The sequence below is a fragment of the Kitasatospora sp. NPDC034035 genome (assembly GCF_055575755.1).
Genome location: NZ_JBVISA010000004.1, coordinates 118,464 through 140,382 on the forward strand (window position 1 = coordinate 118,464; position 21,919 = coordinate 140,382).

Consider the following 21,919-nt stretch of genomic DNA (forward strand, 5'->3'; position numbering starts at 1 on the left):
CCGAACGGGCGGACGTACCAGAGGACTTGAGGGCATTGAGAGGGATCTGATGGGAATCGAGGAGAAGCTGCCGAGCGGCTTTCTGCTCACGACCGTGGAGACGGCCGCCGGCTGGGTGCGCAAGGCGTCACTCTTCCCGGCCACCTTCGGTCTGGCCTGCTGCGCGATCGAGATGATGACCACCGGTGCCGGCCGCTACGACCTGGCCCGGTTCGGCATGGAGGTCTTCCGGGGCTCCCCCCGGCAGGCCGATCTGATGATCGTGGCGGGCCGGGTGAGCCAGAAGATGGCACCGGTGCTGCGCCAGGTGTACGACCAGATGCCCAACCCCAAGTGGGTGATCTCGATGGGCGTCTGCGCCTCCTCCGGCGGGATGTTCAACAACTACGCGATCGTGCAGGGCGTCGACCACATCGTCCCGGTGGACATCTACCTGCCCGGCTGTCCGCCCCGTCCGGAGATGCTGATGGACGCGATCCTGAAGCTGCACGACAAGATCCAGCACGAGCCGCTGGGCGTGAACCGGCGCCGGGCCGAGGAGCTCGGCGAGGCGCTCGCCCTGCAGGCCACCCCGATCAGCGAGATGCGGGGGCAGCTGCAATGAACGAGCAGGTACCCGAGACCCGCCGGGACCAGCCGGTCCGCGAGATCCCGGTCGAGGTGGTCGGCCGCCGTCAGGGCATGTTCGGCGCCAAGGACAGCGGCGACACCTCCGGCTTCGGCGGTCTGGCGGCCCCGATCGTGCTGCCCGGCCCGAGCGAACGCCCGTACGGCGGCTGGTTCGACGAGGTCGCCGACGAGCTGGAGGGCGCCCTGGAGGAGCAGGGCCTGGACCCGGCCGAGGTGATCGAGAAGACCGTGGTCGACCGCGGTGAACTCACCTTCCACGTGGACCGCGCCCACCTGCTGAAGACCGTCCGCGTCCTGCGCGACGACCCGGCGCTGCGCTTCGAACTGTGCCTGGGCGTGAGCGGCGTGCACTACCCCGGGGACAAGGGCCGCGAGCTGCACGCGGTCTACCACCTGCGGTCGATCACCCACGGTCGGCTGATCCGGCTGGAGGTCACCGCGCCCGACGCCGACCCGCGCGTCCCCTCCGTGGTGAGCGTCTACCCGACCAACGACTGGCACGAGCGCGAGGTCTACGACTTCTTCGGCCTGGTCTTCGACGGCCACCCGGCGCTCACCCGGATCATGATGCCGGACGACTGGCTGGGCCACCCGCAGCGCAAGGACTACCCGCTCGGCGGCATCCCCGTCGAGTACAAGGGCGCCCAGATCCCGGCTCCCGACCAGCGGAGGTCGTACAGCTGATGGACACTCAGCACTACGAGGAAGCAGACGCCCGCGAGACCACCGAGGGCCGGGTCTTCACCGTCACCGGCGGCGACTGGGGCGAGGTGGTCGAGGCGATCGGCCGGGCCGACGACGAACGCATCATCGTCAACATGGGCCCCCAGCACCCGTCCACCCACGGCGTGCTGCGGCTGATCCTGGAGATCGACGGCGAGACAGTGAAGGAGGCCCGCTGCGGCATCGGCTACCTCCACACCGGCATCGAGAAGAACATGGAGTTCCGCAACTGGGTCCAGGGCACCACCTTCGTGACCCGCATGGACTACCTGACCCCGCTGTTCAACGAGACCGCCTACTGCCTGGCGGTCGAGAAGCTGCTCGGCATCACCGGCGACGTCCCGGAGCGGGCCAACGTCGTCCGCGTGATGATGATGGAGCTCAACCGGATCGCCTCGCACCTGGTCTGCCTGGCCACCGGCGGCATGGAGATCGGCTCCACCACTCTGATGATCTACGGCTTCCGGGACCGCGAGCTGATCCTGGACGTCTTCGAGCTGGTCACCGGCCTGCGTATGAACCACGCGTACGTGCGCCCCGGCGGCCTCGCCCAGGACCTGCCGCCCGGCGCCGTCGACCAGATCCGCGAGGCGGTCAAGGTCTTCCGCTCCCGGATGCACGAGTACGACAAACTCGCCACCGGCAACCCGGTGTTCAAGGCCCGGCTGGTCGACGTCGGCTTCCTGGACCTGCCCGGGTGCCTGGCCCTCGGCGCCACCGGCCCGATCCTGCGCGCCACCGGCCTGCCGCACGACCTGCGCAAGACCGACCCGTACTGCGGCTACGAGGACTACGACTTCGAGGTCGCGGTCGCCGACAGCGCGGACTCCTACGGGCGCTTCCTGATCCGCCTGGAGGAGATGAAGCAGTCGCTGCGGATCGTCGAGCAGTGCCTGGACCGGCTGCGCCCGGGGCCGGTGATGGTGGCCGACAGGAAGATCGCCTGGCCCGCCCAACTGGCCGTCGGCCCGGACGGGATGGGCAACTCCCTCGACCACATCCGCAAGATCATGGGCACCTCGATGGAGGCCCTGATCCACCACTTCAAGCTGGTCACCGAGGGCTTCCGGGTCCCGGTCGGCCAGGCGTACGCGGCGGTCGAGTCACCCAAGGGCGAGCTGGGCGTGCACGTGGTCAGCGACGGCGGGACGCGCCCGTACCGGGTCCACTTCCGGGACCCGTCGTTCACCAATCTGCAGACGATGGCGGCGATGTGCGAGGGCGGCCAGGTGGCCGACGTGATCGTCGCGGTGGCCGGGATCGACCCGGTGATGGGAGGCGTGGACCGGTGACCAACGTCGAACTCGGACTGCCGGCGCTGCCGGCCGCACCGTACCCCGAGGAGGTGCACGCCCGGCTGGCCTCCGACGCCGCCGAGCTGATCGCCCGCTACCCGCAGTCCCGCTCGGCGCTGCTGCCGCTGCTGCACCTGGTGCAGGCGGAGGAGGGCTTCGTCAGCCGGACCGGGATCCGGTTCTGCGCCGAGCAGTTGGACCTCACCACCGCCGAGGTCACCGCCGTCGCGACCTTCTACACCATGTACCGGCGGCGCCCGGCCGGGAAGTACCACGTCGGGGTCTGCACCAACACCCTGTGCGCGGTGCTCGGCGGCGACCAGATCTTCGCCGAGCTCCAGGAGCACCTGGGCATCGGCAACAACGAGACCACCGAGGACGGCGAGGTCTCGATCGAGCACATCGAGTGCAACGCGGCCTGCGACTACGCGCCCGTGGTGATGGTCAACTGGGAGTTCTTCGACAACCAGTCCCCGGAGAGCGCCCGGCAGCTGGTCGACGACCTGCGCGCCGGTCGTGAGGTCCGGCCCACCCGCGGCGCCCGGCTGTGCGGTTTCAAGGAGACCGCCCGGATCCTGGCCGGTTTCCCGGACGAGCGCCCGGGCGCCAACGACGAGTCCGGCGCCGGCGGGGCACCCTCCCTGGCCGGCCTGCGGCTGGCCCGCGGCGAGGCCCTGCCCGGCACCCCCGGCACCAGGGTCGTCTCACCCCGCCACGAACCGCCCCGCGAGGAACCGCCGCACACCGAGGCGTCCCGCGAGGAACCGCCGCACACCGAGGCATCCCGCGAGGAACCGCCGCACACCGGCGAGTCCCGCGACGAGCTGCCGCACACCGACGCGCCCCGCACCGAGGGCACCGGCCAGGAAGGGAGCGAGGCGTGATGACCTCCGCCGAGCCGGCCGAGAAGCTGCTCACCCCCGTCCTGTCCGACTCCTGGGACGACAGCCGTCCCTGGACGCTCGACACCTACCGCCGCCACCACGGCTACGAGGGCCTCAAGGCCGCCCTCGCCATGCCCCCGGACGACGTGATCGCCCTGGTCAAGGACTCCGGTCTGCGCGGCCGCGGCGGCGCCGGCTTCCCCACCGGCATGAAGTGGCAGTTCATCCCGCAGAACGACGGCAAGCCGCACTACCTGGTGGTCAACGCGGACGAGTCCGAGCCGGGCACCTGCAAGGACATCCCGCTGCTGTTCGCGAACCCGCACTCCCTCATCGAGGGAATGATCATCGCCTCCTACGCGATCCGCTGCGACCACGCGTTCATCTACCTGCGCGGCGAGGTCGTCCCGGTGCTGCGCCGGCTGCACGCGGCGGTCGCCGAGGCGTACCGGGCGGGCCTGCTCGGCCGGAACATCCTCGGCTCCGGCGTCGACCTCGACATCACCGTGCACGCCGGCGCCGGCGCGTACATCTGCGGCGAGGAGACGGCGCTGCTGGACTCGCTGGAGGGCCGTCGCGGCCAGCCCCGGCTGCGGCCCCCGTTCCCGGCGATCGCCGGCCTGTACGCCTGCCCGACGGTGGTCAACAACGTCGAGTCGATCGCCTCGGTGCCGCCGATCCTGGCCCGCGGCAAGGAGTGGTTCAAGGGCCTGGGCACCGAGAAGTCCCCCGGCTTCACGCTCTACTCGCTCTCCGGGCACGTCACCAACCCCGGCCAGTACGAGGCCCCGCTGGGCGTCACGCTGCGCCAGCTGCTCGACCTCAGCGGCGGCATCCGCGCCGGGCACCGGCTGAAGTTCTGGACCCCGGGCGGCTCGTCCACCCCGATGTTCACCGACGAGCACCTCGACGTCCCGCTGGACTACGAGGGCGTCGGCGCGGCCGGCTCGATGCTCGGCACCAAGGCGCTGCAGGTCTTCGACGAGACCACCTGCGTGGTGCGGGCGGTCACCCGCTGGACGGAGTTCTACGCCCACGAGTCCTGCGGCAAGTGCACCCCCTGCCGGGAGGGCACCTACTGGCTGGTCCAGCTGCTCAAGCGGGTCGAGGCGGGCGAGGGTGTCGAGGGGGACCTGGAGAAGCTCCTCGACATCGCGGACAACATCAACGGCAAGTCCTTCTGCGCGCTGGGCGACGGTGCGGCCAGCCCGATCGTCTCCTCACTGCAGCACTTCCGGGCCGAGTACGAGCAGCACCTGGCCGAGCGCCGCTGCCCGTTCGACCCGGCCGCCTCCACCGTCTGGGCCGACGGCCCCCGCCCCGGCCACCAGTCCGCCACCGAAAGGGAGGTGCACGCGTGACGATCACAGAGCCAACCGCCTCCACGGGAGACAAGCCCGCGGTCGAACTGGTCACGCTCACCATCGACGGCGTCGAAGTGCAGGTCCCCAAGGGGACGTTGGTGATCCGGGCGGCCGAGACCGTCGGCACCCAGATCCCGCGCTTCTGCGACCACCCGCTGCTCGACCCGGCCGGCGCCTGCCGCCAGTGCATCGTCGAGATCGAGGGCCAGCGCAAGCCGGTCGCCTCCTGCACGATCCCGGTGGCCGAGGGCATGGTGGTGCGCACCCAGCTCAGCTCGCCGGTGGCGGAGAAGGCGCAGCGCGGCGTGATGGAGCTGCTGCTGATCAACCACCCGCTGGACTGCCCGGTCTGCGACAAGGGCGGCGAGTGCCCGCTGCAGAACCAGGCGATGAGCAGCGGCGCCGCCGACTCCCGCTTCGAGGGCATGAAGCGCACCTACGAGAAGCCGGTGCCGATCAGCAGCCAGGTGCTGCTGGACCGCGAGCGCTGCGTGCTGTGCGCGCGTTGCACCCGTTTCTCGCAGCAGATCGCCGGGGACCCGTTCATCGACCTGGTGGAGCGCGGGGCGCTGCAGCAGGTCGGCACCGGTGAGGGGGACGACTTCGAGTCGTACTTCTCCGGGAACACCATCCAGATCTGCCCGGTGGGTGCGCTGACCTCGGCGGCCTACCGGTTCCGCTCGCGCCCCTTCGACCTGGTGTCCTCACCGAGCGTGTGCGAGCACTGCTCGGCGGGCTGCGCGCAGCGCACCGACCACCGGCGCGGAAAGGTGCTGCGCCGGCTGGCGGGCGAGGACCCGGCGGTGAACGAGGAGTGGAACTGCGACAAGGGCCGTTTCGCCTTCCGGTACGCCCAGCAGCGGGACCGGCTGACCACCCCGCTGGTGCGGGTGGACGGCGAACTGGTGCCGGCCTCCTGGCCGGAGGCGCTGGCGAAGGCCGCCGAGGGCCTGCGCGGCGCCCGGACGGGCGTGCTGGCCGGCGGCCGGGTCACGGTCGAGGACGCGTACGCGTACGCCAAGTTCGCGCGGGTGGTGCTGGGCACCAACGACGTGGACTTCCGGGTCCGCCCGCACAGTGGCGAGGAGGCGGAATTCCTGGCCGCGGCCGTGGCCGGGCGGGGCATCGACGTGGACGGCGACGGCCTGACCTACGAGCTGTTGGAGCAGGCGCCGGCGGTGCTGCTGGCGGGCTTCGAGCCGGAGGAGGAGTCGCCGATCGTCTTCCTGCGGCTGCGCAAGGCGGTCCGCGGCCGCGGCCAGAAGGTGTTCTCGGTGGCCGCGTTCGGCTCCCGGGGCCTGGCCAAGCTGCGCGGCGCGCTGCTGCCGGCCGCGCCGGGCACCGAGCCGGAGTGGCTCGCGGCGCTGGCGGCGGACGAGCCGCTGGGCGACGACGCGGGCCGGGCGGCCGAACTGCTGCGCACGCCCGGCGCGGTGATCATGGTGGGCGAGCGGCTGGCCGCCGTGCCGGGCGCGTTGACGGCGGTGCTGCGGCTGGCGCACGCGACCGGCGCGCGGCTGGCGTGGGTGCCGCGCCGCGCGGGTGAGCGCGGGGCCGTGGAGGCGGGTGCGCTGCCGGGCTTGCTGCCCGGTGGCCGTCCGCTGGCCGCTCCGGGGGCGCGGGCCGAGGCGGCCGCGCTGTGGGGGGTGGCGGAGCTGCCCTCCAAGCCGGGCCGGTCCACCGACCAGATGCTGGCGGCGGCCGCGCAGGGCGAGTTGGACGCGCTGCTGGTCGGCGGCGTGGACCCGGACGACCTGCCGGACCCGGCGCTGGCCGACGAGGCGCTGGCGGCGGTCCCGTTCGTGGTGTCGCTGGAGCTGCGGCCCTCCGCGGTGACGGCGCGGGCGGACGTGGTGCTGCCGGTGGCGGCGGTGGCGGAGAAGGCCGGCACCTTCCTGGACTGGGAGGGCCGGGTGCGGATGTTCGAGGCGGCGCTCAAACCGGACCAGCAGATGGGCCGGCACCTGGAGTCGGACCTGCGGGTGCTGAGCATGCTGGCGCACGCGCTGGGCCACCGGCTGGGCCTGCCCGACGTGCGGGCGGCGCGGCTGGAGCTGGACGGTTTCACCCCCTGGGAGGGCGACCGCGCGGCGGACCCGGCGGCGCACCCGGGCCTGCTGCCCCGTCCGGCCACCGGCCAGGCGGTGCTGGCGGGTTGGCGTTACCTGCTGGACAACGGCGTGCTGCAGCAGGGCGATCCGCACCTGGCGGGCACCCGGCACCGGGCGGTGGCCCGGATCTCCGCCGAGACGGCGAAGGAGGTCGGCGCCGAGGCGGCCGCCGGGCTGCGGCTGACCGGCCCGGCCGGCTCGCTGACCCTGCCGCTGGAGGTCACCGACTCGATCCCGGACCGTACGGTCTGGATCCCGCTCGACTCCACGCCGGGCGGCGCCCACCGCGCGCTCGGCACCACTGTCGGCCACCTGGTCACGATCGCCGCGGCCGAGGTCGAACCCGAGCCGGCGGCACAGGCCCAGGCGGCACAGGCTCAGGCGGCACAGGCTTCGGTGGCGCAGGCCCCGGCCGACACGGCCGCGGACGAAGCCGACACGACCGCGGGCGAAGGGGAGGACCGATGACTCCGCAGCCGTACGAGACGCTCCACTTCTTCGGCCAGGACCCGTGGTGGCTGGTCCTGCTGAAGGCGGTGTTCTGCTTCGCCTTCCTGGTCCTGACGGTGCTGATCGCGATCGTCTGGGAGCGCAAGGTGGTGGCCTGGATGCAGCTGCGCATCGGGCCGAACCGGCACGGGCCGTGGGGCCTGCTGCAGTCCCTGGCGGACGGCGTGAAGCTGGCGCTGAAGGAAGACCTGGTGGTCAAGGGCTCGGACAAGGTGGTCTACATCCTGGCCCCGATCGTCTGTGCCATCCCGGCCTTCATGGCCTTCGCGGTGATCCCGTTCGGCCCGGCCGGCAACGAGGTGTCGATCTTCGGCACCCGGACGCCGCTGCAGCTGACCGACCTCCCGGTGGCCCTGCTGTACATCCTGGCGACGGCCTCGGTGGGCATCTACGGCATCGTGCTGGCCGGCTGGTCCTCCGGTTCGACGTACCCGCTGCTGGGCGGGCTGCGCTCGTCCGCGCAGATGATCAGCTACGAGATCGCGATGGGCCTGTCCTTCGCGGCGGTGTTCATCTACTCGGGCTCGATGTCGACCTCGGAGATCGTGGCGCACCAGCAGACGACCTGGTTCGCGGCGCTGCTGCCGGTGTCGTTCATCGTCTACATCATCTCGATGGTCGGGGAGACCAACCGGGCGCCGTTCGACCTCCCGGAGGCCGAGGGCGAGCTGGTCGGCGGCTTCAACACCGAGTACTCCTCGCTGAAGTTCGCGATGTTCATGCTGGCCGAGTACGTGAACATGGTGACGGTCTCGGCGGTGGCCTCGACCCTCTTCCTGGGCGGCTGGCGGGCCCCGTGGCCGGTCTCGACCTTCTGGGAGGGCGCCAACCACGGCTGGTGGCCGATGCTGTGGATCACGCTGAAGATCCAGCTGCTGCTGTTCTTCTTCATCTGGCTGCGCGGCACGCTGCCCCGGCTCCGCTACGACCAGTTCATGAAGCTGGGCTGGAAGGTGCTGATCCCGGTCTCGCTGGTGTGGCTGGTGCTGATCGCGAGCGTGCGGGCGCTGCGCAACGAGGGCTACGGCTTCGGCGAGGTGGTGCTGTACGTGGGTGCCCCGGTCGGGGCGGTCCTGTTGCTGGCGCTGCTGTGGGACTTCCTGAGGAAGCAGCCGGAGCCCGAAGAGGCCCCGCCGAAGGGCGAGTTCGACCCGATGGAGGGCGGCTACCCGGTCCCACCGCTGCCGGGCCAGGTGCTCCCGCCGGTACCGCGCAGGCGTAGCCGCGCCCCGAAGCAACTCCAGGACGCCCTCAACGGGGCCGACCATTCCGAAGGGAGCTGAACCGCGATGTCGTCCGACAAGTCCGACCAGTCTGACCAGTCCGACCGTACGGACCGGCCCGAGCGGGCCGACCGGCCGTCGATCCTCGGTCCGGCCGCCGGCTTCGGCGTGACCTTCAAGGCCATGTTCAAGAAGCGGCTCACCGAGCAGTACCCGGAGCAGAAGAAGCCCACCGCTCCGCGCTTCCACGGCCGCCACCAGCTGAACCGGCACCCGGACGGCCTGGAGAAGTGCGTCGGCTGCGAGCTGTGCGCGTGGGCGTGCCCGGCCGACGCGATCTACGTGGAGGGCGCGGACAACCGGGACGAGGAGCGCTACTCGCCGGGCGAGCGCTACGGCGCGGTCTACCAGATCAACTACGCCCGCTGCATCCTGTGCGGGCTGTGCATCGAGGCCTGCCCGACCCGCGCGCTCACCATGACCAACGAGTACGAGCTGGCCGACTCCTCCCGGCGGGACCTGATCTTCACCAAGGAGCAGCTGCTGGTGGGCCTGTCCGAGGGCATGGTCGACACCCCGCACGCGATCTTCCCGGGCACCGACGAGGGCGCGTACTACCGGGGCGAGATCACCGCGGCCGCGCCGGGGACGGTGCAGCAGGAGCGCACCGACCGGGAGAAGGAGGCGCAGCAGTGAACGGGTCCCTGATCCTCGAAACCGGTAGGACCCTGGCGGCGACGGGGACGACCTCCACCGGCGAGGCCGTCCAGTTCTGGGTGCTCGCGGTGATCGCGGTCGGCGGCGCGCTCGGCATGCTGCTGATGAGGAAGGCCGTGCACAGCGCGCTGTGCCTGGCGGCCACCATGATGGCGCTGGCGGTCTGTTACATGGCCCAGGGCGCGGTGTTCCTGGGCGTGGTGCAGATCGTGGTCTACACCGGCGCGATCATGATGCTGTTCCTGTTCGTGGTGATGCTGGTCGGCGTCACCAGCGAGGACTCCCTCAAGGAGCAGCTGAAGGGCCAGCGGTTCGCCGCGGTGCTGTGCGGGCTGGGCTTCGGCGTGCTGCTGATCGCCGGGATCGCCAACGCCAAGCTGGACCACTTCACCGGGCTGGCCGAGGCGAACGCCGAGGGCAACGTGCCGGGCCTGGCCCGGCTGCTCTTCACCCGCTACGTGTGGGCCTTCGAGGTCACCGGCGCGCTGCTGATCACCGCGGCGATCGGCGCGATGGTGCTGACCCACCGCGAGCACGTGAAGGCGCCGAAGACGCAGCGCGAGTTGGCGGCGCAGCGGGTCATGGACAACATCCAGCTGCCGCCGCTGCCGGCGCCGGGCGTGTACGCGCGGCACAACGCGGTGGACGTGCCGGGTCTGCTGCCGGACGGCACGATCGCGGAGGACTCGGTGATGGCGACGCTGCGCGAGCGCGGCCAGATCCGGGACGTCAGCCAGGCGATGGTGCAGCGGATGGCGGAGCTGGAGAACAGCACGGCGGACTGGCTGGGCCGTCCGTCCTCAGAGCGGCCGGTGGTGACCGGTCCGCGCAAGTCGCTGGAGCCGGTGCCCAACCACGAGGCGGCGAACGGCGAGAACGGCCGGACGGACCAGGAGGGCGCGGAGTGAACCCGGTCAACTATCTGTACCTGTCGGCCCTGTTGTTCACCATCGGCGCGTCCGGGGTGCTGATCCGGCGCAATGCGATCGTGCTGTTCATGTGCGTGGAGCTGATGCTGAACGCCTCGAACCTGGCGCTGGTGACCTTCTCCCGGATGCACGGGACCCTGGACGGTCAGATCATCGCGTTCTTCACGATGGTGGTCGCGGCGGCCGAGGTCGTGGTCGGCCTCGCCATCATCGTCTCCATCTTCCGGACCAGGCACTCCGCTTCGGTCGACGACAGCAACCTGATGAAGCTGTAGGCGGAGGGCCCTCGGTGAACTCTCTCATTCCGCTGCTGGTGGCGGCTCCGCTGGCCGGCGCCGCCCTGCTGCTGCTCGGCGGCCGGGCGCTGGACCGGTTCGGCCACTGGCTGGCCACCGCGCTCGCGGCGCTCTCGTTCGGCTTCGGCCTGGCGCTCTTCTCCGACATGCTCGGCCGTGACGCCGAGCACCGGGCGGTCACCAAGCACCTGTTCAGCTGGATCTCGGTGAACGGCTTCCAGGCCGACATGACCTTCCAGCTCGACCAGTTGTCGATGACCTTCGTCCTGCTGATCACCGGCGTCGGCACGCTGATCCACCTCTACTCGGTCGGCTACATGGCGCACGACGAGCGCCGGCGCCGCTTCTTCGCGTACCTGAACCTGTTCCTGGCCGCCATGCTGCTGCTGGTGGTCGCCGACAACTACCTGCTGCTGTACTTCGGTTGGGAGGGCGTGGGCCTGGCCTCGTACCTGCTGATCGGCTTCTGGCAGCACAAGCCGAGCGCGGCGACGGCGGCCAAGAAGGCGTTCATCGTCAACCGGGTCGGCGACATGGGCCTGTCCATCGCGATCATGCTGATGTTCGCCGAGTTCGGCTCCTTCGCCTTCGGCCCGATCCTCGGTTCGGAAGGCGCAGTCGGCGGCGCGCACCAGGCGAGCGAGGGCAAGCTGACGGCGATCGGCCTGATGCTGCTGCTGGCAGCCTGCGGCAAGTCGGCCCAGGTGCCGCTGCAGTCCTGGCTCGGCGACGCCATGGAGGGCCCGACCCCGGTGTCGGCGCTGATCCACGCGGCCACCATGGTGACCGCCGGCGTCTACCTGATCACCCGCTCCTCGGCGATCTTCGACCTGGCGCCGGACGCCCAGACCGCCGTGGTGGTGGTCGGTGCGGTCACGCTGCTGTTCGGTGCGATCGTCGGTTGCGCCAAGGACGACATCAAGAAGGCGCTGGCCGGCTCGACCATGTCGCAGATCGGCTACATGGTGCTGGCGGCCGGGCTCGGCCCGATCGGCTACGCCTTCGCGATCATGCACCTGGTGACCCACGGCTTCTTCAAGGCCGGGCTGTTCCTCGGCGCCGGGTCGGTCATGCACGGCATGAACGACGAGGTGAACATGCGTCACTACGGTGGCCTGCGCAAGTACATGCCGGTCACCTTCGTCACCTTCGGCCTCGGCTACCTGGCGATCATCGGCTTCCCGGGCCTGTCCGGGTTCTTCTCCAAGGACAAGATCATCGAGGCGGCCTTCGCCAAGGGCGGCACCGAGGGCTGGATCCTCGGCCTGTGCACCCTGGTCGGCGCCGCCGTCACCGCGTTCTACATGACCCGGGTGATGGTGCTGACCTTCTTCGGCGAGAAGCGCTGGCAGCCGGACGAGGACGGCAACGCCCCGCACCCGCACGAGTCGCCGAAGACCATGACGATCCCGATGATCCTGCTGGCCTTCGGCTCGGTCTTCGCGGGCGGGCTGTTCGCCTACAACGACTCGTTCCTGAAGTGGCTGGAGCCGGTCACCGGGTACGCGGAGGGCAACTCGCCGCTCACCCCGCTGACCGTCACCCTGCTGACCACGGCCTGCATGCTGGCCGGCGTCGCCCTCGCGTACCTGATGTACGGGCGCGCGCCGGTCCCGGTGGTGCCGCCGGTCGGCTCCCCGCTCACCCGGGCCGCCCGCCGCGACCTGCTGCAGGACGACTTCAACCACGCCGTGCTGGTACGGCCGGGCTCGGCCCTCGCCGCGACCCTGGTCTTCTTCGACAGCCGCGGCCTGGACGGCCTCGTCAACGGCCTGGCCGCCACGATCGGCGGCCTGTCCGGCCGGCTGCGGCGGGTCCAGAACGGCTACGTCCGCTCGTACGCGCTCTCCATGTTCGGCGGCACGCTGGTGCTGGTCGCCATGACTCTCCTGATGAGGTCCGTGTAATGACTCGTCCTGATACTCGTTGGGGGGTCCCGTCATGAGCGTGTTGTTGAGTGCCACCTGTGCCGTCCCGGCAGCCGGGGCGGTGCTGACCGCGGCCCTGCCCGCCGGGTCGACCGAGGCCCGGCGCAAGACCACCAAGGCCGTCGCCCTGGGCGTCTCGGCCGTCACCCTGGTGCTGGCCGCCGTGGCGGCGACCCGGTTCGACCCGCACGGCGACCGCTACCAGCTGACCGAGTCGTACAGCTGGATCCGTTCCTTCGGCATCACCTTCTCGCTCGGCGTGGACGGCATCGGCGCCGTCCTCGCCCTGCTCACCGCGGTCCTGGTGCCGATGGTGATGCTCGCCTCCTGGCACGACGCCGACCCGGGACCGGCCAAGCCCGACGGCACCTTCGAGAACAGGCGCCGCACCCAGGCCTTCTTCGCCCTGATCCTGGCGGTGGAGGCGATGGTGATCGTCTCCTTCTACGCCACCGACGTCTTCGTGTTCTACGTGTTCTTCGAAGCCATGCTGATCCCGATGTACTTCCTGATCGGCGGCTTCGGCGACCGGGCCGGCGGCCCCGATTCGTCGCGTCAGCGCTCGTACGCGGCCGTGAAGTTCCTGCTCTACAACCTGCTCGGCGGCCTGGTGATGCTGGCCGCCGTGATCGGCCTGTACGTGATCGCGCAGGACCAGGGCTTCGGCACCTTCGACCTGCAGACCCTCACCTCGGCGATCGCCGACGGGAGGCTGCAGCTGTCCGGCACCGCCGAGAAGGGGCTGTTCCTGGGCTTCTTCTTCGCCTTCGCGGTGAAGGCCCCGCTGTGGCCGCTGCACACCTGGCTGCCGAACGCGATGGGCGAGAGCACCGCCGGCACCGCGGTGCTGATCACCGCGGTGGTGGACAAGGTCGGCACCTTCGCGATGCTGCGCTTCTGCCTCGGGCTGTTCCCGCACGCCTCGAAGACCTTCGCTCCGGCGATCCTGGTCCTCGCGCTGATCGGGATCGTCTACGGCGCGCTGCTGGCGGTCGGCCAGAAGGACATCAAGCGGCTGGTCGCCTACGCCTCGATCTCGCACTTCGGCTTCATCATCATGGGCATCTTCGCCCTGACCAGCCAGGGTCAGAGCGGCGCGACCCTCTACATGGTCAACCACGGCCTCTCCACGGCGGCGTGGATGCTGGTGGCCGGTTTCCTGATCTCCCGCCGCGGCTCGCGGCTGATCGCCGACTACGGCGGTGTGCAGAAGGTCGCCCCGGTGCTCGCCGGGACCTTCCTGATCGGCAGCCTGGCCACCCTGTCGCTGCCCGGCCTGGCCCCGTTCGTCAGCGAGTTCCTGGTGCTGGTGGGCACCTTCACCCGCTACCCGGTGATCGGGATCATCGCGACCTTCGGCATCGTGCTGGCCGCGCTGTACGCCCTGCTGCTGTACCAGCGCACCATGACCGGCCCGGTGAAGGAGGGCGTGCGGGCGATCCCCGACCTCAAGGCCCGCGAACTCGCCGTGGTCGCCCCGCTGGTGGCGCTGACCGTCCTGTTCGGCGTCTACCCCAAGCCGCTCACCGACCTGGTCAACCCCTCGGTGAACGCGACGCTCTCGCAGGTCCACGAGACCGACCCGGCACCGGCCCACCCGGTCGCCGCCACCCCAGGAGGTGAGCAGAAGTGAACGCCACCGCAGTGCTCGCCGCCGCCGGCGGCAACACCCCCAGCATCCCGGCGCCGCACATCGAGTACGGTCAACTCTCCCCGATGCTCGTGGTGTTCGGCGCCGCCGTGGCCGGCATCCTGGTGGAGGCCTTCGTGCCCCGCCGGTACCGGCACTGGACGCAGGTGACGCTCGCCCTGGCCGGGCTGGTCGGCGCCTTCGTCGCCGTGGTGGTGCTGGCCGTGCAGAGCCACGGCTTCACCCGGATCGACCTGCTGGCCATGGAGTCGGTCGCGCTGGACGGCCCGGCACTGTTCCTCCAGGGCGTGATCCTGCTGGCCTCGGTGGTCGCGGTGCTCACCTACGCCGAGCGGAAGCTGGAGCCCAAGGCCGGCGGCCTGCCCGCCGACGCCTTCGCCGCCCAGGCCGCCGCCACCCCCGGCGGCGAGCAGGAGCGGGCGGCGGTCCGGGCCGGCTTCGCCACCAGTGAGGTCTTCCCGCTCACCATGTTCGCGGTCGGCGGCATGCTGCTGTTCCCCGCCGCGAACGACCTGCTGACCATGTTCGTGGCGCTGGAGGTCTTCTCCCTGCCGCTGTACCTGCTGTGCGCCCTGGCCCGGCGCCGTCGGCTGCTCTCCCAGGAGGCGGCGGTCAAGTACTTCCTGCTCGGCTCCTTCGCCTCGGCGTTCTTCCTGTTCGGCACCGCGCTGCTGTACGGCTACGCCGGCAGCGTGAAGCTCGGCGACATCGGGGACGTCATCTCCGGCAAGGCGATGACCACCCCCGCGCAGCTGAGCAGCACCCAGAGCGACGTGCTGGTACTGACCGGCCTGGCGATGCTGGCGGTCGGCCTGCTGTTCAAGGTCGCCGCGGTGCCCTTCCACTCCTGGACCCCGGACGTCTACCAGGGCGCGCCGACCCCGGTGACCGGCTTCATGGCGGCGGCCACCAAGGTCGCGGCCTTCGGGGCCTTCCTGCGGCTGTTCTACGTGGCCTTCCCGGGCCTGCGGCTGGACTGGCGGCCGGTGATGTGGGGCGTGGCCATCCTCACCATGGTGGTGGGCGCGGTGCTGGCGGTGACCCAGCAGGACGTGAAGCGGCTGCTGGCGTACTCCTCGATCGCGCACGCCGGCTTCATCCTGACCGGTGTGATCGCCGTCAACAAGCAGGGCATCTCCTCGGTGTTGTTCTACCTGCTGGCGTACTCCTTCGTGACGCTCGGCGCGTTCGCGGTGGTCACCCTGGTGCGCGACTCCAAGGGCGAGGCGACCCACCTGTCCAGCTGGGCCGGGCTGGGGCGGCGCTCGCCGCTGGTGGCCGCGGTGTTCGCGCTGTTCCTGCTGGCCTTCGCCGGGATCCCGCTGACCTCCGGCTTCACCGGGAAGTTCGCGGTCTTCCAGGCCGCGGCGAGCGGCGGGGCGACACCGCTGGTGATCGTCGGTGTGCTGAGCTCGGCGGTGGCCGCGTTCTTCTACATCCGGGTCATCGTGCTGATGTTCTTCTCGGACCCGCAGCCCGGCGGGCCCACGGTGGCGATCCCGAGCGCCTTCACGGCGACCGCGATCGGGATGGGGGTCGTGGTCACGCTGGGCCTCGGTCTGCTGCCGCAGTACTTCCTCGACCTCGCGTCGAAGGCCTCACTGTTCGTGCGCTGACCCTCCGAGCCCGCCGCTCCCGACCAGGGCCCGTCCGGGCCGCGCCCCGTCCGCGCGGCTCGGACGGGTCTTTGTCGCCCGCCGGCGCCGGAGCGGCCCCGGCGACTCTCCCGCCTTTATTTCCACCCGAATTCACCCCCACCGCCGCACGGCCCGCACAGCCGCCCTGACCAGGGCATCCGGCCCGATCCTGACAGGATCCGCACGCCCGTGCAGTGATCCACTCGCGACCGGATACCCTGCCTGTATGGCCAGCGGCGGCACTCAGGGACCAGGCCGCTAGATCGACCAGGGACAGAGGAGTGGTCTTCGTGACCGTCGTGGAACCCTTCGGGCTCAGCGTGCAGGACCGCGACCTGACCCGGGACATCCAGGTCGGCCTGGACGCGGTGGAGGCGGCGCTCGGCGAGGCCGTCAAGAGCGACGTCCCCTTCATCACCGTCACCGCCAGTCACCTCCTCGAGGCCGGCGGCAAGCGCTTCCGTCCGCTGCTCCTCCTGCTGGCCGCCCAGTTCGGCGACCCGGGCGCACCCGGCGTGGTGCCGGCCGCCGTCGTCGTCGAGCTGACCCACCTGGCCACGCTGTACCACGACGACGTCATGGACGAGGCCCCGGTGCGCCGCGGCGCCCCCAGCGCCAACTCCCGCTGGGACAACTCGGTCGCCATCCTCACCGGAGACTTCCTGTTCTCCCGCGCCTCCCAGGTGCTGGCCGACCTCGGCCCGGAGGCCGTGCGGATGCAGGCCGAGGCCTTCGAGCGGCTGGTCACCGGCCAGATCCTGGAGACCCGCGGCCCCGGCCCGGAGATGGACCCCCTGCTGCACTACCTGGACGTGCTGGAGGGCAAGACCGGCTCACTGATCGCCGTCTCCTGCCGGATAGGAGCGCTGATGGCCGGCGCCGAGCCCGCGCTGGTGGACACCCTCGGCGAGTTCGGCGAGCGGATCGGCATCGCCTTCCAGCTGGCCGACGACGTGCTCGACATCTCCAGCGACGGCCACGAGTCCGGCAAGACCCCCGGCATCGACCTGCGCGAGGGCGTGCCGACCCTGCCGACCCTGCTGCTGCAGCAGATGCCGGCCGACCCGGCGGACCCGGACGACACCCGGCTGCGCGAACTGCTCACCCAGGACCTCTCGGACGACGAGCCGCACGCCGAGGCGCTGCGCCTGATGCGGGCCCACCCCGCGCTGGAGCGCGCCCGCGCCGAGACGCTGCGCCGGGCCGAGGAGGCCCGGGCGCTGCTCGCCCCGCTGCCGGACTGCCCGGCGAAGGCGGCCCTGGAAGGGCTCTGCGACGCGGTGGCCATCCGCACCATGTGACGCGGCTTCCCGGCATCATCGGCCCGGTCCTCGGCGGAAGCCGCGGGCCGGGCCGATCGGGTTTCCGGGCCGCGCGACCGGCTTTCCGGGCCGGGCACGACCGGCCCCCGGGATGGGGGAGACTGGCCTGTGTCAGCTCACCCAGCCGGAAGGTCGCCATGCGTCGCGTCGTCATCGCCGAGGACTCCGTACTGCTGCGGGAGGGACTGACCCGGCTGCTCACCGATCGCGGTCTGGAGGTGGTCGCGGGTGTCGGGGACGGCGAGGCCCTGGTGAAGACCATCCACGACCTGGCCGCTGCCGACGCGCTGCCCGACGTCGTGGTCTCCGACGTGCGGATGCCTCCGAGCCACACCGACGAGGGCCTGCGCGCCTGTGTCGAGCTGCGCGGCCGCTACCCGCAGCTGAACGTGCTCGTGCTGTCGCAGTTCGTGGAGGAACGTTACGCCTCGGAGCTGCTGGCCGGATCCACCCGGGGTGTCGGCTACCTGCTGAAGGACCGGGTCGCCGAGGTGCGCGAGTTCGCGGACGCCGTGGTCCGGGTCGCCGAGGGCGGCACCGCGCTGGACCCCGAGGTGGTGCAGCAACTGCTCAGCCGCAGCCGCAAGGGCGATGTGCTGGCCAACCTCACGCCGCGCGAGCGCGAGGTGCTCGGACTGATGGCCGAGGGCCGCACCAACGCCGCGGTGGCCAAGCAGCTGGTGGTCTCCGACGGAGCCGTGGAGAAGCACGTCAGCAACATCTTCCTCAAGTTGGGCCTGGCCCAGAGCCCGGAGGACCACCGCCGGGTACTGGCCGTACTGACGTACCTCAACTCCTAGCCGGGAGCCCCGACTGCCGCCGGAGCGCCGGGTACGGCCGCCGGATTCGGAATGATCTCCGGCGGTCGGACGTTCTTGCTCGTGTGCGGTACGGACGCGGGTCGGTGATTTCCCGCCGCACGCGGGAGTTCCGTCCTTGGCCGACTCCACCCGCATAGGATGCGGGAGGTGCACCAGGCGGACGGGGCACGGGGCCGCGCCCGCGGGTGGTGTGCCCTAGGAGGTCCGCGGCAGTGACCAGTCAGGTCGATCAGTCAGAGGCAGTGGACGGCTCGGACGGCGACGAGGCCCGTGCCGGGAGCGGCAAGGCGCGCCCCGGCCCGAGCGTGCCCGCCGGCCCACCCGCCTCGGGCGGCCCGGCACCCGGCCGAGCCAAGCCGATCCGCAGACTCGACCGGGTGATCATCCGTTTCGCCGGCGACTCCGGGGACGGCATGCAGCTCACCGGTGACCGGTTCACCTCGGAGACGGCGTCCTTCGGCAACGACCTGTCCACGCTGCCGAACTTCCCCGCCGAGATCCGTGCCCCCGCCGGCACCCTCCCGGGCGTGTCGTCCTTCCAGCTGCACTTCGCCGACCACGACATCCTGACCCCGGGCGACGCCCCGAACGTGCTGGTCGCGATGAACCCGGCCGCGCTGAAGGCGAACCTGCCGGACCTGCCGCGCGGCGCGGAGATCATCGTCAACACCGACGAGTTCACCAAGCGCGCGCTGGCGAAGGTCGGTTACCCGGCCGACCCGCTCACCGACGGGTCGCTGGACGGCTTCCACCTGCACAAGGTGCCGCTGACCACGCTGACCGTGGAGGCGCTCAAGGACAGCGGTCTGGCGCGCAAGGACGCGGAGCGGGCGAAGAACATGTTCGCCCTGGGCCTGCTGTCCTGGATGTACCACCGGCCCACGCACGGCACCGAGTCGTTCCTGCGCAGCAAGTTCGCGAAGAAGCCGCAGATCGCCGAGGCGAACATCCACGCCTTCCGGGCCGGCTGGAACTTCGGCGAGACCACCGAGACCTTCGCGGTCTCCTACGAGGTGTCGCCGGCCAAGCTCCCGGCCGGGCGCTACCGCAACATCTCCGGCAACCTCGCCCTGTCCTACGGGCTGATCGCCGCCGGACAGCGCTCGGGCCTGCCGCTGTACCTGGGCTCGTACCCGATCACCCCGGCCTCGGACATCCTGCACGAGCTGAGCAAGCACAAGAACTTCGGGGTGCGCACCTTCCAGGCGGAGGACGAGATCGCCGGGATCGGTGCCGCGCTCGGCGCCGCCTTCGGCGGGGCGCTCGGCGTGACCACCACCTCCGGGCCCGGCGTGGCGCTCAAGAGCGAGACGATCGGCCTGGCGGTCTCGCTCGAACTGCCGCTGCTGGTCGTGGACATCCAGCGCGGCGGCCCGTCCACCGGTCTGCCGACCAAGACCGAGCAGGCGGACCTGCTGCAGGCCATGTTCGGCCGCAACGGCGAGGCGCCGGTGCCGATCGTGGCCCCGGCCACGCCCGCGGAGTGCTTCGACGCGGCGCTGGAGGCGGCCCGGATCGCGGTCACCTACCGCACCCCGGTCTTCCTGCTGTCCGACGGCTACCTGGCCAACGGCTCGGAGCCCTGGCGGATCCCCGACGTCGACGAACTGCCCGAGATCGACCCGCAGTTCGCGACCGGCCCGAACCGCGAGGACGGCGCCTTCTGGCCGTACCTGCGGGACCCGCGGACGCTGGCCCGGCCCTGGGCCCTGCCCGGCACGCCCGGCCTGGAGCACCGGATCGGCGGCATCGAGAAGCAGGACGGCACCGGGAACATCTCCTACGACCCGGCCAACCACGACTTCATGGTCCGCACCCGGCAGGCCAAGGTCGACGGCATCACCGTCAAGCCGGTCGAGGTGGACGACCCGACCGGCGACGCCCGGGTGCTGGTCCTCGGCTGGGGCTCGACGTACGGGCCGATCACCGCGGCGGTGCGCCGGGTGCGAGCGGACGGCGGCGAGGTCGCCCAGGCGCACCTGCGCAACCTCAACCCCTTCCCGGCCAACCTGGGCGCGGTGCTGAGGAGTTACGAGAAGGTCATCGTGCCCGAGATGAACCTCGGGCAGCTCGCCCTGCTGCTGCGGGCAAAGTACCTGGTGGACGCCGAGTCCTACAACCAGGTGCGCGGACTGCCCTTCAAGGCGGCCCAGTTGGCGGACGTGCTGTGGGCCGCGATCGGCACCCTGGACGAGGAGGACCACCGATGAGCGAGCGGAGCGAGCGAGGCTTCCCGTCCCTGCGGCTGGTGCCCAAGGACGAAGCGCCGCAGAGCGCACGGGACTTCAAGACCGACCAGGAGGTGCGCTGGTGCCCCGGCTGCGGGGACTACGCGATCCTGGCGGCGGTGCAGGCCTTCATGCCGGAGCTCGGCATCAGACGGGAGAACACGGTCTTCGTCTCGGGCATCGGCTGCTCCTCGCGTTTCCCGTACTACATGAACACCTATGGGGTGCACTCGATCCACGGGCGGGCGCCGGCCATCGCGACCGGGCTGGCCACCGCGCGCCAGGACCTCAGCGTGTGGGTGGTGACGGGTGACGGCGACGCGCTGTCGATCGGCGGCAACCACCTGATCCACGCCCTGCGGCGGAACGTCAATCTGAAGATCCTGCTGTTCAACAACCGGATCTACGGCCTCACCAAGGGCCAGTACTCGCCGACCAGCGAACTCGGCAAGATCACCAAGTCCACGCCGATGGGCTCGCTGGACGCACCGTTCAACCCGCTGTCGCTGGCGCTCGGCGCCGAGGCCACCTTCGTCGCGCGCACCATCGACTCCGACCGCCGGCACCTGCAGTCGGTGCTGCGGGCGGCGGCCGAGCACGAGGGCACGGCGCTGGTCGAGATCTACCAGAACTGCAACATCTTCAACGACGGCGCCTTCGAGGTGCTGAAGGAGCCCGGCACCCGGGACGAGGCGCTGATCCGGCTGGAGCACGGGCAGCCGATCCGCTTCGGCGCGGAGGGCGCCAACGGCGTGTTCCGGGGCCCGGACGGCGAACTGTTCACCGCGCCGGTCACGGCGGCGAACGAGACGGACGTGCTGGTCCACGACGCGCACGCGGCCGGCCCGGCCACCGCCTTCGCGCTCTCCCGGATCGCCGACGCGGACACCCTGCACCACACGCCGATCGGTGTGCTGCGCAGCGTCGAGCGGCCCGTCTACGACGAGTTGATGGCGAGCCAGCTGGCCACCGCCGCCGCCCACCGCGGCCCGGGCGACCTGGCCACGCTGCTGGCGGGCAACGACACCTGGACGGTGGACTGACCGTCCCCGGTACGCGTCGGCGCCCCTCGTCCCGGCCGGGACGAGGGGCGCCCGTTGTTCCCGGTTACTGCTTGGTTTCGCGGTTACTGCTTGGCCCACTCGACCAGTTCGATCACGACCCCGTTCGGGTCGGCGACCTGGAACAGCTTCTCGCCCCACGGCTCCTCACGCAGCGGCAGGGTGATCGCGACCCCCTCCTCGCGCAGCCGCCGCTCCTCGGCGGCGATGTCCTCGACGACGAACGCCAGGATCACGCCGTCCGCGACCCGGTGGCGCTGGTCCTCCGGCAGGACCTCCAGGCCGCGCCGCAGGTAGACGACGTTGACCCCGCCGCCCGGGTGATTGAGCGAGACGAAGCCGTCGGCCGACATCTCCTCGCCGTAGCCGAAGTGCTCCCGGAGGAACGCGGCGGAGGCGGTGACGTCCTCGACGGTCAGGGCGACGGTGGTGGCGGTGATCTGCAAGGCGGGAACCCTCTCGTCGACTTCTGAGGCATCCGTACGATTACCCCGTACGCAGTACACTATACATAGTACGGAGAATCGCGCCAGGGGCGTGCCGACTGATCGCGTCCATGTTCGAGAAAGTCCGGCGGCGAACCGCCCGG

The 21,919-nt window shown here is 71.0% G+C and carries 18 protein-coding genes; 17 read left to right on the forward strand and 1 reads right to left on the reverse strand.

All coding sequences use genetic code 11. The annotated features are described in order from the left end of the window. Positions 1–49 precede the first annotated feature (49 nt). The 17 genes from ACZ52J_RS07340 (at position 50) to ACZ52J_RS07420 (ending at position 21,312) form a co-directional block, all read left to right on the forward strand. A complete protein-coding gene (locus ACZ52J_RS07340; RefSeq protein WP_360494507.1) occupies positions 50–604 on the forward strand; it encodes a NuoB/complex I 20 kDa subunit family protein in 555 nt (184 codons plus the stop codon). After that, positions 601–1,314 (forward strand): NADH-quinone oxidoreductase subunit C, encoded by a 714-nt coding sequence (locus tag ACZ52J_RS07345; protein ID WP_465616549.1) that lies wholly within the window; start codon positions 601–603, stop codon positions 1,312–1,314. The genes ACZ52J_RS07340 and ACZ52J_RS07345 overlap by 4 nt, the downstream gene beginning before the upstream one ends. Then, positions 1,314–2,645 (forward strand): NADH-quinone oxidoreductase subunit D, encoded by a 1,332-nt coding sequence (locus ACZ52J_RS07350; RefSeq protein ID WP_465616551.1) that lies wholly within the window; start codon positions 1,314–1,316, stop codon positions 2,643–2,645. Before ACZ52J_RS07345 ends, ACZ52J_RS07350 begins: the two co-directional genes overlap by 1 nt. A 17-nt stretch (positions 2,646–2,662) precedes the next feature. After that, positions 2,663–3,532: an NADH-quinone oxidoreductase subunit NuoE gene (gene nuoE / locus ACZ52J_RS07355; RefSeq protein ID WP_465616888.1), complete on the forward strand. Its 870-nt coding sequence runs from the start codon at positions 2,663–2,665 to the stop codon at positions 3,530–3,532. Further along, positions 3,532–4,893, forward strand: a complete 1,362-nt coding sequence (nuoF, locus tag ACZ52J_RS07360; protein WP_360494498.1) for an NADH-quinone oxidoreductase subunit NuoF — start codon at positions 3,532–3,534, stop codon at positions 4,891–4,893. The genes nuoE and nuoF overlap by 1 nt, the downstream gene beginning before the upstream one ends. Then, a complete protein-coding gene (locus tag ACZ52J_RS07365; RefSeq protein WP_465616553.1) occupies positions 4,890–7,475 on the forward strand; it encodes an NADH-quinone oxidoreductase subunit G in 2,586 nt (861 codons plus the stop codon). The genes nuoF and ACZ52J_RS07365 overlap by 4 nt, the downstream gene beginning before the upstream one ends. Next, entirely contained in the window at positions 7,472–8,800 is a 1,329-nt protein-coding gene (gene nuoH, locus ACZ52J_RS07370; RefSeq protein WP_360494495.1) for an NADH-quinone oxidoreductase subunit NuoH, read from the forward strand. The genes ACZ52J_RS07365 and nuoH overlap by 4 nt, the downstream gene beginning before the upstream one ends. Before the next feature lie 6 nt (positions 8,801–8,806). Then, the gene (nuoI, locus tag ACZ52J_RS07375; protein ID WP_360494492.1) at positions 8,807–9,436 is read left to right on the forward strand and encodes an NADH-quinone oxidoreductase subunit NuoI; all 630 of its coding nucleotides are present in this window, start codon (positions 8,807–8,809) and stop codon (positions 9,434–9,436) included. Further along, complete coding sequence (locus ACZ52J_RS07380; protein WP_465616556.1) at positions 9,433–10,365, forward strand: NADH-quinone oxidoreductase subunit J; 933 nt, start codon at positions 9,433–9,435, stop codon at positions 10,363–10,365. Before nuoI ends, ACZ52J_RS07380 begins: the two co-directional genes overlap by 4 nt. Next, on the forward strand, positions 10,362–10,661 hold the full coding sequence (nuoK, locus tag ACZ52J_RS07385; protein WP_030235394.1) for an NADH-quinone oxidoreductase subunit NuoK: 300 nt from the start codon (positions 10,362–10,364) through the stop codon (positions 10,659–10,661). Before ACZ52J_RS07380 ends, nuoK begins: the two co-directional genes overlap by 4 nt. A gap of 14 nt (positions 10,662–10,675) precedes the next feature. Continuing rightward, positions 10,676–12,589, forward strand: a complete 1,914-nt coding sequence (gene nuoL, locus ACZ52J_RS07390; RefSeq protein ID WP_465616558.1) for an NADH-quinone oxidoreductase subunit L — start codon at positions 10,676–10,678, stop codon at positions 12,587–12,589. 34 nt (positions 12,590–12,623) lie between these two features. Beyond that, positions 12,624–14,243 (forward strand): NADH-quinone oxidoreductase subunit M, encoded by a 1,620-nt coding sequence (locus ACZ52J_RS07395; protein ID WP_360494483.1) that lies wholly within the window; start codon positions 12,624–12,626, stop codon positions 14,241–14,243. Next, entirely contained in the window at positions 14,240–15,877 is a 1,638-nt protein-coding gene (gene nuoN, locus ACZ52J_RS07400) for an NADH-quinone oxidoreductase subunit NuoN (protein ID WP_360494480.1), read from the forward strand. The genes ACZ52J_RS07395 and nuoN overlap by 4 nt, the downstream gene beginning before the upstream one ends. Before the next feature lie 311 nt (positions 15,878–16,188). Beyond that, positions 16,189–17,199 (forward strand): polyprenyl synthetase family protein, encoded by a 1,011-nt coding sequence (locus ACZ52J_RS07405; RefSeq protein WP_360494477.1) that lies wholly within the window; start codon positions 16,189–16,191, stop codon positions 17,197–17,199. A gap of 158 nt (positions 17,200–17,357) precedes the next feature. Beyond that, the gene (locus ACZ52J_RS07410) at positions 17,358–18,020 is read left to right on the forward strand and encodes a response regulator transcription factor (RefSeq protein ID WP_360494474.1); all 663 of its coding nucleotides are present in this window, start codon (positions 17,358–17,360) and stop codon (positions 18,018–18,020) included. Positions 18,021–18,253: 233 nt separating this feature from the next. Continuing rightward, complete coding sequence (locus tag ACZ52J_RS07415; RefSeq protein WP_465616562.1) at positions 18,254–20,251, forward strand: 2-oxoacid:acceptor oxidoreductase subunit alpha; 1,998 nt, start codon at positions 18,254–18,256, stop codon at positions 20,249–20,251. Further along, positions 20,248–21,312, forward strand: a complete 1,065-nt coding sequence (locus ACZ52J_RS07420) for a thiamine pyrophosphate-dependent enzyme (protein ID WP_360494471.1) — start codon at positions 20,248–20,250, stop codon at positions 21,310–21,312. Before ACZ52J_RS07415 ends, ACZ52J_RS07420 begins: the two co-directional genes overlap by 4 nt. 83 nt (positions 21,313–21,395) lie before the next feature. Here ACZ52J_RS07420 and ACZ52J_RS07425 read toward each other — a convergent pair whose 3' ends face one another. Continuing rightward, positions 21,396–21,776, reverse strand: coding sequence for a VOC family protein (locus ACZ52J_RS07425; protein WP_465616564.1), 381 nt, complete (start codon positions 21,774–21,776; stop codon positions 21,396–21,398). Between the last annotated feature and the right edge of the window lie 143 nt (positions 21,777–21,919).

Bases quoted from the DNA above. Each gene is read 5' to 3' on its own strand.
- ACZ52J_RS07340 (WP_360494507.1), top strand. From the start codon at position 50: ATGGGAATCGAGGAGAAGCTGCCGAGCGGCTTTCTGCTCACGACCGTG.
- ACZ52J_RS07345 (WP_465616549.1), top strand. From the start codon at position 601: ATGAACGAGCAGGTACCCGAGACCCGCCGGGACCAGCCGGTCCGCGAG.
- ACZ52J_RS07350 (WP_465616551.1), top strand. From the start codon at position 1,314: ATGGACACTCAGCACTACGAGGAAGCAGACGCCCGCGAGACCACCGAG.
- nuoF (WP_360494498.1), top strand. From the start codon at position 3,532: ATGACCTCCGCCGAGCCGGCCGAGAAGCTGCTCACCCCCGTCCTGTCC.
- nuoH (WP_360494495.1), top strand. From the start codon at position 7,472: ATGACTCCGCAGCCGTACGAGACGCTCCACTTCTTCGGCCAGGACCCG.
- nuoI (WP_360494492.1), top strand. From the start codon at position 8,807: ATGTCGTCCGACAAGTCCGACCAGTCTGACCAGTCCGACCGTACGGAC.
- ACZ52J_RS07395 (WP_360494483.1), top strand. From the start codon at position 12,624: ATGAGCGTGTTGTTGAGTGCCACCTGTGCCGTCCCGGCAGCCGGGGCG.
- ACZ52J_RS07410 (WP_360494474.1), top strand. From the start codon at position 17,358: ATGCGTCGCGTCGTCATCGCCGAGGACTCCGTACTGCTGCGGGAGGGA.
- ACZ52J_RS07420 (WP_360494471.1), top strand. From the start codon at position 20,248: ATGAGCGAGCGGAGCGAGCGAGGCTTCCCGTCCCTGCGGCTGGTGCCC.